Source organism: Imperialibacter sp. (genome assembly GCF_040222385.1).
GTDB lineage: Bacteria > Bacteroidota > Bacteroidia > Cytophagales > Cyclobacteriaceae > Imperialibacter.
This window is the reverse complement of the sequence record NZ_JAVKDF010000027.1, coordinates 66407-79095: the sequence shown is the minus strand read 5'-3', so window position 1 is coordinate 79095 and position 12689 is coordinate 66407. Positions and strand designations below refer to the sequence as shown.

Here is a 12689-nt window from a genome sequence, read left to right as displayed (position 1 = left end):
TGGGCCTCACTGGTCTTTCAATGAGGCCACAGGATTACCTGTAGCTGCTACCAGGCTGTGGTAACCGACTGTGAGCAGCGTGACAATCAGGATGAGGCCAGCCGAAGAAATAAAAGTAATTGGGCTGGGACTGATCCGGAATTCAAACTCCTGAAGCCAATTGCTCATGGCATAATAGGCGATAGGGAAGGCGATCAAAATAGAAACGCCAACCAGCTTCAAAAAGTCCTTCGAAATCAATAGCATGATGCTCGAAACCGAGGCACCGATCACTTTTCTCAGACCGATTTCTTTTTTCCTTTGCTCTGCCGTGTACGAAGCAAGGCCAAACAAACCCATGCAGGCAATAACAATGGTAAAAATGGAGAACGTGGCAAAAACCTGGCCTTTCGACTCATCTGCCTGGTATTTCTCGTAGAAGTCCTGCTCAAGAAAGGAATACTGTAGTGGCCTGTTGGTAATAATATCTTTCCAGGTCTTGTCAATAAAACTTAACACATCGCCAGTGTTAGCCGTGTTAATCCTCACCAGCAAAATGCCGTTTTGAACACTGTTGTGAATAATCATCGGCATGATAGGCTCCTGAAGTGCTCTCTGATGAAAATTTTTAATAACACCTACCACTTTCACTTCCCTGGTTTGCATGCCCTCGCCAATCATCACCTTGAAACGCTTTCCAATGGGTTCGGTCCATGCCATCTCTCTGGCCAGCTCCTGATTGACGATAACCGCATTGGAGGTATCACTTTTCGTGCTTTCTGAAAAATTGCGTCCGTCAACTAGCTCAATTTCAAGTGTTGGAAGGTAGCCTGCATCCACCTGACAGCTCATAAATCCCTTTTCGGTAAAACCACCCTGTTCCGTCTCCACAAATATACCGTTCAGGTTGAAGTCGCCTCCTGGTGTAGTCCATCCGGATCCTACGCTGTAAATATCCGGGCTAGCCAAAAGCGCCTGTTTGAGCACATCGAGTTTTTTGCGTGCTTCTTGCCCTTCCAGCGGAATACGGATGACCTGGGCTTTGTTGAAGCCCAGGTTCTTTTCTTTCATAAAGTTGAGCTGGTCGTATACCACCCACGTGCAGATCACCATTATGATCGAAATGGAAAACTGGAAAACCACCAGGGCTTTCCTGAGTGCCGGATTACCCGATTTGGAGGAGACCCTGCCCTTTAGTACCTGCGCCGACTGGAACCGGGATAGGTAGAAAGCCGGGTAGCTTCCCGACACCAAACCTAAAAACACCAAAACCCCACTCAAAGCAAGCAGAATAAAGGGATCCTTGTAGAAATCTCGGGTGATTGCCTTGTCAGCAAGATCATTAAAATAGGGCAGAAGGAAGAATGCTAAAACCACGCTTAACACGACAGAAAGAAGTGTCACCACTACGGCCTCTACGGTGAACTGGATCATGAGTTGCTTGCGATAAGAGCCAAGCACTTTTCTGATGCCCACTTCCTTGGCCCGCATGGTGCCACGTGCAGTGGCCAGGTTCATATAGTTAATGGAGGCAATAAGCAGTATAAAAATAGCTACGATAGAGAAAACATAAATATAGGTGATGTCTCCGGCTGGCTCAATTTGTCCTTCATTTTTAGAGTAGAGGTGAATGTTGGCGAGCGGTTCAAGGTAAAAGTCGGCTTTTGCATTGAACTGGCGGAAGAGGTCACCGGTATACTTTTCCATAAACACCGGGGATCGGGCTTCCAGCACTTTTGGGTTAGTGCCAGCAGCAAGCTGAAGATATACCCAATCGTTGATATTGCCCCATGCAGAGGGGCCCTGAACGGGTAAGGTACTATAGGAAACAAGTGCTCTGGGTTGAAAGTGGGAGTTGGCTGGGGCATCCTTCATCACCCCCGTGACAATTCGTTGCCACTCTTCAGACCCTGTTTTGATCACTTTGCCTATGGGCTCGTCGTCTCCAAAGTACTTTTTTGCTACGCTTTCGGTGAGCACAATTGAATTGGGCTCAACAAGTGCCTTTTGAGGATCTCCTTTGAGTAGTTGAAAACTAAAAATGGAAAAGAAAGAAGAATCGGCGAAATAGAATTTCTCCTCGTAGAATTGCTGATCATCTTTTGTCACCAATTCCCTGCCAGGGTAGTTGATCCGAACAAAGTTTTCGACTTCCGGAAAATCTGTCTTCATGGTAGGCCCAATGGGCGACATGGCCTGGCAAATATCTAGCTTCGTATCTTGAATAGAGGCATGCATGCCCACACGGTATATTTGATCAGCTTTTTCGTTGAAAGAGTCGAAGCTCAGCTCGTCTTTGATATAGAGCAAAAGAAACAGGCTGGAAAGCACGCCGGCTGTTAAACCAAAAATATTGATGAAGCTATAAAAGCCCTGGCGGCGCAAATTTCTAATAGCTACAACTATATAACTTCTTAGCATAAAGAGAAAATTTATATAAAACCAGCAACAAGTTACGTACCTGTTTATTTATCTACTTGATTAACAGCAATTTATAAAAATACTCAATTAGGAGTATTGTTTAATTGTACGCTTATGAGTCAATTAGCTGTTCGACAGTGTACACATTTTGCCTCTTGCTCAATGTTTGATGACTTTTTGGTAAATAGTTTATATTGTTACATGTTTTAAATTGTATTAGCGCTAGCCTGTTCATTATGCTGACCAAACCAAACACTCCCAAGACTAAGTATGCCTTTCTGGCAGTAGTATCCGCAGTTTTCTTCTTATTGCTGATATCCAAACCGTCACAAGTCAAGGCCCAGGTGCTGGCGGCTGACTCCCTGGCGCTGGTGGATCTTTATAATGCCACCAATGGTGCAAGTTGGGGTAATAACATTAACTGGACCACTGGGGCTGTTCCTACCTGGAATGGAATTACGGTCGTTGGAAACAGAGTGACACAGGTTGACCTAAATACAAACAACTTGGTTGGCACAATACCAACTTCTATTGGCGACCTAACGGCACTTACTAACCTGAACTTAGGAGGAAATATGCTAAGCGGCTCCCTCCCTACTGAAATCGGTACCCTCACAGCATTGGTGGATTTTCAGTTGTGGGATAACCAGTTATCCGGATCATTGCCAACTTCGATTGGCAACCTGACCAATTTGACGTATTTGGATTTGGCACCAAATCAGTTCTCAGGAACCATCCCAACGGAAATAGGCAATTTGGTAAATCTCGGGACATTGTGGTTAAATCATAACCAGTTTGTCGGGGCAGTTCCGGGATCGCTGGTGAATCTTACAGCGCTCACCGCACTGTATTTGCAGGAAAATTCATTAACTGATTTGCCGGATTTATCTGCTTTGGTTGGCTTAACGACATTTGAAGTAGATGGAAACATATTTACTTTCGAAGACTTGGAGCCAAATAGTGCAATCATTACTGGTTCTCCTACTCAGCAGGAGTTTGGTATTACCCAATATATTCACTTACAAACCGGCAGCCCATTGCTATTTGATCCACCTCTGCCCGGAGCTGGCGCAAGTGATGCTTATCAATGGCAAAGGATTATTGATATTCCGGGTGCTAACGCTGCCACATATAGTATTCCTAGCGCCACTGTTGGTGATGGTGGCACTTACGTTTTGAATGTTACTAATTCTGTTTTTCCCGGGCTTACCATCTCCAGTAAACCAATAATTGTTTATCAATCTGTCAATGCAGCAGATTCTTTGGCACTGGTTGATTTGTACAATTCGACAGACGGGGGAAATTGGATAAATAATGCCAATTGGCTGACAGGGGACGTGGCAACATGGTATGGCGTTACAGTAGCCGGTGATCGAGTTACCCAGATCAGCTTAAATGCCAATAATATAATTGGTCTTTTGCCTCCATCTATTGGAGACCTTTCCGCTCTTCTTGATCTTTATTTGGAAGGCAATGGGATTTATGGATCACTGCCAGTAGAAATAGCTAATTTGGTAACAATAACAACATTTGACCTTTCAAATAACAGCCTTTCAGGTTCGTTAATACCTGTGGGCTCTTTATTCACTGTAGCAATACTCGATATAGCCAGCAATAATTTTGAAGGGGCGGTTCCGGCAGAAATTGGTGATTTGACAGGATTAACTTATCTGGACATCTCTGATAACAACTTGTCGGGGGTGCTTCCCGACGAGCTTGGCAATATTGGCAGTAGCCTGGCAAACCTATATCTTAATCACAATAGCTTTTCAGGCAGTGTGCCAGCTGCTTGGTCTTCGCTAACAGGTCTTGTGAATGTGGCGCTGAATGCCAATGATTTTGACGCTTTGCCAGATTTTACTCTCGATTGGATAAGCATAGGCACTCTGGATGTTACGCAGAATAAGCTTCAGTTCGGGGATCTTGAACCATATGAGCCGTTGGGGCCTGGCTTTAGCTATGACCCACAGCAAAATCTCGGCACGGTAAACCCCACAGAATTTTTTCTTCAGGATGGTGATCCGTTTACTTTCACCGTGCCTGTACAGTCTGGAACAGGAGTTACCTACCAATGGACCCTGGATGGAGTTGACATCCCTGGAGCCAATAGCAACACATATTCGATCGGTGCTTTTACAACAGCTACAGATGCCGGAGAATATATTGTTAATATTGATCATCCCACTTTAGCTGTTACCATTTCTTCCTTTCCGAAAACGCTTAGATCCAAGGCAGAGACTCTTTTCTTCTTGGATGAGACCAACACTATCTTTGCTGATTCAATTCCAAACGAGACATATGCCCAGGCGTGGGCAGATTTTGATCAGGATGGCGATGAGGACTTGTTTATTGGCGCAGGATTTACTGGTCCGGGCACTCCAAATAGACTCTACCAAAACAATGGTGATGGCACCTTCACCTCTATTAGTGCGGGAGATTTAACTACAGACTTACTCGATCCTCGTTCGGCTAGCTGGGGCGATATTAATAATGATGGGTACCCGGATATTTTTGTAGGCGATTTGGGGTATAGATCAGACGCTCCTCCAACCATAGATGTGAAAGTGTATTTGAATAATCAAAACAACACTTTTACCGGCCTCACGCTTCCTGCGGTAGCCAATCTTGACAATACGGAGGGTGGTGTTTGGGGTGACTACGACGGTGATGGTTTTATTGATTTGGCTGTTTGGGGGAGTGCCAATGTGTCAAGTCCCATTACTCTATTCAAAAACAACGGCAACAACACTTTTACAGAAGTTGTCGGTGCGTTTGGGGTTAATTTGGCTCAACTAGCCACTGCTTCGTGGGAGGACGTTGACAATAATGGAACTCTGGACTTTTTTATTAGCTACCTCACTGGAAGGCTTTATTTTCAGAACAATGGCGATGGCACGTTTACCCAGAATCTTAGCAGTCCTATTGTAACTCAGCCAGTGTTAGGAACCAGAGGCCATAGCTGGGGTGATATAGATAATGATGGGGATCAAGACCTTTTCCTTTTTGGTGGTCAGGGAGCAGGCGACACCCAACTATTTACAAATAATGGCGCCGGTAACTTTACAGTTTCCGATGACTTTACATTTGCTGGCCTTGATATCAATACCCGGGGAGCAACGCTTGGGGATATTGACAATGATGGGGATCTGGATTTGATTACTTTGACACCGGCAATAGAGCCCCCAGTTTTTTTAAATAATGGCGCCGGTAGCTTTACAAAACTCGATGCTCTTCAGCAAACACTGTATAAATATTACCAGTTTTACGCCGTTACTTTGGCAGATTTTAACAACGACGGCTTCCTTGACATGCTGAATATTGACCGCAATGTTGGTTCAGATGGGCAATTGGAAACCAATATCCCTCGAGGTTATCTTAATGTTGGGAATGCCAACAACTGGCTAAAGGTGAAGTTGGCTGGAAGCATCTCCAATGCCGAAGGAATTGGTGCTAAGATAACTTTGCAATACTCTGCGGGTGCGCAGAGTAGAGTCGTTAAAACAGGATCTGGTTATGCTGGTCAAAACAGCGTGATCCAGCATTTCGGCTTAGGAGCTCAAACTGCAATCACTTCGGTTACAGTGAACTGGCCATCTGGAAACACCGACGTTATACTCAATCCTGGAGTAAATCAATTGCTGACGGTGACCGAAAATAGCACTGTACCAAAGGGGCTATTGGCGGGAACGAAGTCGGAAAATAGCATTGAACTGAAATGGACACCTTATCAATTTGCTAATGGAGGCTCTCTCTATTTAGAACGTGCAACCAGTGATGCCGGCCCTTTTCTGACCGTTGGCATACTTAGCGATACCATAACAAGCTATTCGGACGTTGGTCTGTTTGCCAACACGGTGTACTATTACCGGCTCAAGCATGAAAATGGACTAACAGTATCTGCGTATTCTCCCACTATTGTTACAGCCACTTTCAGCACTGGCTTGCCCGACACCTGGAATATTCAACAAGCATTTACAACTCCCGGCAGGCTAACCCTTCTCGACATGGCGGTGGACAGCCTGGGCAACACCTACCTGGCCGGTAATTTTGCGGGCACTTTATTCTTAAATGGTGATAGTATCTATTCCAACGGCGCTAACGATGCCATTGTCATTAAAGTGAATAGTACCAAAACCATTGATTGGATAAAAACATTTGGAGGCCTGGCCGTGGATCTTGCGGTCGATGTGGCCATAGGCCCTGGAGGAAGTATTTATGTGGGGGGCTACCATCGAGGTGCCTTTACGGTTGACAGCCAGTCGGCACCGGCACCGGTCGGTGGGGCACAGGATGGCTATGTTGCCCGCCTTTCGCCGGATGGAACGGTTACGTGGATCACAACGCTGGGCTCCCCTGGGGACGCCATAGTTAACAAGCTGGCTGTGGATGCGGCTGGTAACGCCTACCTGGCGGGGTATTTCAATGGTGATTTCACCTTTGGCGGTACGGCCCTCACAGGTGGTGGGCCAGGGCTTTTCAAGGTTGGATCTGACGGCAGTAAGATTTTCGCACGGTTTGGTACGCTTGTGGGAAATACCCGATTTGTCAACGACTTCCTTTCCGTGTCGGTAAGTGGAAGTAACGTTTATGTTACTGGCCAAGTAGACGGCCAGTGGTCTTTTGAAGGCACGCCTATTACCCCCAATGCTCTCCGAGATGCGGTGCTGGTTAACTATGGTACCGACGGCTCTCTCAAATGGGTAAAAACCATGGCTGGGCCGGGAGAAGACTTTGGCAACGAAGTGGTTGTTGATGCTGCCGGAAATGTATTTTGGACTGGAGATTTTGACGGAGCCACAGCTACGGTCGACGCTGTAAGTGTTACTAATTCGGGAACTGGATATGATATTTATCTGGCCAAGGTGAATGGCTCGGATGGAACAGTGCTATGGGGCAAAAGTGCCGGAACGCCCAATGAAAACGACATTCCCTATAGTCTGGCCACGGATGGGAATAGCGCATTTGTTGCAGGTACAATGGGCTATGGCGCCACCAGCTTCGATGCTTCCACTCTCAGCAATGGAAAGCTTTTCATAGCTTCCTACGGAACCGATGGTGCGGTGCGATGGGTAGATAAATCAGAAGGATCGTTTGGCCTTCCCTGGGGGCTGGAATATTCGCCTGTCGATCAGGGGATTGTAATGACGGGTTCTTTCGAATACACTCAGCGTTTTGGTGTCACTGATTTAATTGATAATGGCAATAGAAATGGGTTTTTAGTTTTTCATAACGATTCTGGTTTGCCGATTCCGGCAGCACCAGGCGCCTTTCAGGCATTTGCCACCTTCGATGATTCGATTAGCGCAAAGTGGGCCGCCGTGCCGGGTATAGCAAGTTATAGCCTGGAGCGAGCGGATGATTTCATTGGCCCATATAGCCAAATTGCATCTTTGCCTGATTCGGTGTTGACCTATTCCGATCCGTCAGTGGCTTCGGGAGAGACCTATTACTACCGATTGCGATCTCTGCAAGGTGTCTATTCCGACTATACTTATACAGAAGAAGTATTCACGTTTTCAAATTCTTTGGCCGATTCCTGGGACAATACGAAGTTTTTTAAGGGAAGGGGCAGGGAGAACTTTCTTGATGTTGTCACTGACGCATCGGGTTCTTCCTATTTGGTTGGTTATGCCACAGACACAACCACATTTGGTGCCCTGCAAGTCACCAGCAAAGGAGCACATGACCTTTTGGCTGTCAAACTTGATTCTTTAGGTAGCCCAGTTTGGGCAAAAAGTTTCGGCAGCACAGGAACCGACATTTTAGAGGGAGTTCAGATTGACGGGCAGGGAAGTGTGTATGTGACTGGTTATTATAACGGTGCGATGACCATTGGAGCGGATTCACTCCCTGCTCTGGGTCATACTGATATGATAACTATTAAGCTCAATGCAGCAAATGGCGATGTTATTTGGGCTAAGCCGGCAGGAGGAACTGGCGATTCAGGGGGGTTATCGGTCGCCGTCGATTCAGCAGGAAATGTGTTTGTCGCTGGCTACTTCAATGGCAGCCTTACCCATGGTGCGACAACTTTGACAGGAGGGGGTCATGCACTATTGAAATATGATGCCACTGGCGCACCGCTGCTGGCTTTGCAAGGGGCCCTGGTCTCCGCTCAAACGGACTTTGTTAACCAGTTTCAAAGAGTAAAAGCAAATAACTCCGGAGTGTATGTTCTGGGGCAGTACAGCAACGACTGGACATTTGGGGGACTTCCTGCCACTGGCATTGGCGGAACAGACCTTTTTGTAGCTCACTATGACCTTGCCGGAAATATACGATGGCTTAGATCCATTGGTGGCACAGGCGACGATGAGGCCAGAGACATTGCCCTTGATGCGAATGGAGATGTGTTGGTGCTAGCTTTTCCCAAAAGCACCTCGATTTCGATAGACACGATAACTGTAAGCCAAAATGGACAATTGAACCTGATTGCCAAGTTGAACGGTAATACAGGTGCTGGTATATGGGGGAAAACGTTTGGAACGCCACAAGGAAGTGACTACCCTTATAAAATAGCCGCTGACCCCACAGGCTTTTTTGTAGCCGGTGCAATGGATATTGAGCCGACACAGTTTGGAGGCCCGGTCGTCAATGGAGGTCTTTTATACCTTGCCTCGTTTGATACCAACGGCACCATTAAATGGGCAGATGCCGGTGAGGGAGAGCTATATTCCTGGGCAATGAACTATTCAGCCTATCATAATGCGGCCGTTGTGGCGGGCGGGGTGCATTTTAATGCGCAAATTGGATCGGCAAAATTTGAAGGTGTTGAGGAAAGGGATTTATTCTTCAGTATGCACGGTCAGTCAGCTACGCCGTTGGCCCCTGCCATCAGCAGGGCTGTCGCCGCAAATACCACGTCTGCTTATATCGAGTGGACGCCAGTGGTTGATGCCTCTTCGTACCTTGTACAGGCCAAGCTTTCGGGTGCAACTGCTTTTTCAAATATCAAGGTGGTACCCTCCGATACATCACAGGTGCTTATAAAAAGCCTTTTGCCGGACAGTGTTTACAACGTGAGGGTGGTCGCCTATGGTCAAAGTGTTAGTCAGTCTGCAGTGTCAGCGTCGGCAAATGTGACAATGTCCTGTGGAGCGCTTCCTTTAACGGATGGAGATTATCTGGTGAAGTATGGTGCAAGAAAACGAGACGGGGTAGTCATACCAAGTGAGGAGTCGTATGCGGCCATTTATTCCACAGCGCCTGGCACCTATGTTATCAATGGATTAACGGGCGGCTACTACAAAAAGTACTTCGGCTCGGCGACAGTTATTGACACACTGAGCAGGGCATGCAACGTGGTGTCAAAACCTTCACTGACAGACCCTACGGGTATTTTGGCGTCTGTGTCCTCAGTTGTTTATGCTCCCGATACGTTGTGGATGGAGTACAAAACAGCAAGCGGCGATTGGCTTAACTTGCGCTTTTTCAAGACAGCCAGCCAAATGGACTCAGCGGATTTGGCTGCTATAGTTAAGTTGTATGATACTACCGGCGGCGATACCTGGACGGACAAAACCAATTGGAAGTCAGCTTTGCCTGTTGGTTTCTGGCATGGCATAAAGACCTCCAATGGCAGAGTAGTAGAAATCGATCTTCCCGGAAACAATTTGATAGGGGAGCTGCCCGCCGAGCTATTTGACATGGACTCTCTGCGTATATTGAACCTGGGAGCCAACCAATTGACCGGAACAATTCCTTCAAGCATTACAGGGATGAAAGGGCTCGAAATGCTGTACTTGAATGACAACCAGTTAAGTGGTGAGATACCAGATGACATAGGTCTGCTTCAGTCACTCAATGCCCTCGATTTGGGGCGAAATCAGCTAATCGGGGGCCTGCCAGAATCAATTGGCAACCTCACCAAGCTGGAATCTATTTTCGGAGTGATGGGGAACCAATTGGAGGGAATAATTCCACCTACAATCGGGAACCTCAATAAGCTGAAGATTCTCGCCCTTGACGCCAATCAATTTGACGGATCGGTGCCGGCAGAAATTGGTAATATGACCTCCCTGGAGGCGCTATATCTACATCAGAATAAGCTCACAGGCTCATTGCCTGACTCCATTGCAAAGCTTAAAAGTTTAAAGTCACTTTACCTCTTCGACAATCAACTTGAAGGGTCGGTGCCAGCTAGCGTGGCCACCATGGACAGCCTGCAGATTCTTATTTTGCAGCAGAACCAGTTCACGTTCGTACCCAACCTCACTGGGTTGGCCAGCCTCGACACATTAAACATCTCAAATAACAAGGTGGGCTTTGGCTCCATTGAGCCGAACCTGGCGGTGAATGGCTTTGTATACAGCCCGCAAGGAAGGTTTGGGCTCCCACTCGATACGCTGCATAGCGCAGGCGATGCATTCCTGTTTGAGTTAGAAATGGGAGGATCCACGAACAGCTACCAGTGGTTCAAAGATGATGCTGAGATTGCTGGTGCAGTAGAACAAGACTATTTTATTGCGAGTACGACGGAGGACAGTGAGGGAACCTATTTTGCCCGTGTGGCCAATGCATCGGTGCCCGACCTTGTGCTGGACACAGATGAGTACGTGTTGAAGATCTCGTCACGAAAAAGAGATAGTTTGGCGCTCGTGGCGATCTATGAAGGAACCGATGGGCCAAACTGGGTAAACAAGACCAACTGGCTCCAGGGAGAGTTGTCTACCTGGGGCGGGGTAACGCTCAAGAATGGACGAGTGAGCCAGCTCAATTTGCCAAATAACCGCATGGTTGGCCCTATGTCGGCAGCCATCAGAGACATTGGCGAGCTAGCCGTTATTAATCTTTCTAATTCAGCTCCTTCGTTCGACCCGGCAATAGACAACCAGATCAGGTTCCTTCCTGATCTTAAGCGATTGGACAGCTTAACCTCTGTGGATTTAACGAGAAACAGACTCGGTTTTGTCAGCATCGAAACAAACCTGGCTGCTCTTGGCGACAAGTTCTTATTCAGTCCTCAGCGCAGGTTTGGTGAAACCCGATACGACAGCGTGCCTGTCGGGCAGGCTCATAAGGTAGCCATTGAGGTCAGCGGTCTTACCAACAACTACCAATGGTACTTTAACGATCAGCCTATTGAAGGCGCAACAAGGCGATTCCACATTATCGACAACGTGACCTATGACAAGATGGGTGCTTATTTCGTGGAGGTAAAGAGCCCGAAAGTGCCTGATTTCAGTATTCGAAACAGGAATCAGAATGTGTTGGCTACAACAACTATCTCTGGTTCGATAAACTCAGCTTTCGATCAGAGTCCATTGACTAGCGGCGTGGCTATCGTATACAAGATCAAAGACGGCCCCTACGATTCCATCGCAGCTGCACAAGTGTCACCTGAGGGGGCATTTATAGCTGAAAAAATTGTACTTGGTGATTACATCATTATCGCCAAACCGGACTTAGAGTTGTTCCCCGACGCTCTGCAAACCTATTATTCAAGCACCATAGACTGGGTACAAGCGGATACTTTGCGAGTCAGGAATCCGGTTTCAGGGTTGGCCATTGGTCTTCTCGGTACACCACCACCACTCAACGGCGATGGTGTGATAACAGGAGGAGTTGACTCTGACTTACCAGACAGCGTATTCACTGATGAAGAGGCTCGAATTCTTGACAGAAAACGTGTGGCTGGGGCCGGAGTGAGCTTGAGTCGCCAGCGGTTTAGGGCAAAGGGCAATGAGTTTGACTATGATTTTGTGGCATATACTGTGACTGATGAAGAAGGGAATTTTAGTTTTGGCACTTTGCCAGACGACACCTATCTCATAAATATTCAGTACCCGGGTGTTCCAATGGATCAGAGTTCTGATATTTTGCTAACACTAGGCACAGAGACGGATCTCAACGAGATTTCAGTAGCCGCACTTGTAACGCCCGAAGGAATTGTAGTGGACAAAGTAGCAGTAAAGGGGATTGCAGCTCCGTTTATTCGTGACCTTAATGTGTACCCTAACCCCGGCGAGGATATTATTAGTCTCGATTATTTCGTCAGAAGAAAGGTTGAGAGTCTTAACTTGAGGGTGACGGACGTGACTGGAAGAGAGCTGATGTTACAAGCACTTCCGTTTAGTCATGGGCCCCAAAGAACAGCGATGGATATTTCTGGACTTACGCCTGGAATGTACATTCTCGTAATTTCTGATGAAGCAGGAAGCTTCACTGAGACATGGAGGATTCAGAAAAAATAGAGGAAAAATTGTAGACAGCTGTTTGCATGCGGACAACGGTATAGGTTGCTGTGAGATATCATCAACAAGAAAGACCACGCTTAGTGGTCTTTCTTG

General features: G+C 47.0%; 2 protein-coding genes. One reads left to right on the top strand and one right to left on the bottom strand.

What is annotated here, in order from left to right:
• Positions 1 to 6 precede the first annotated feature (6 nt).
• Positions 7 to 2400: an ABC transporter permease gene (locus RIG68_RS13465; RefSeq protein ID WP_350123005.1), complete on the bottom strand. Its 2394-nt coding sequence runs from the start codon at positions 2398 to 2400 to the stop codon at positions 7 to 9.
• 236 nt (positions 2401 to 2636) lie between these two features.
• Here RIG68_RS13465 and RIG68_RS13460 point away from each other — a divergent pair, with 236 nt between their 5' ends.
• Positions 2637 to 12593, top strand: a complete 9957-nt coding sequence (locus tag RIG68_RS13460; RefSeq protein WP_350123002.1) for a leucine-rich repeat domain-containing protein — start codon at positions 2637 to 2639, stop codon at positions 12591 to 12593.
• Positions 12594 to 12689: the final 96 nt, after the last annotated feature.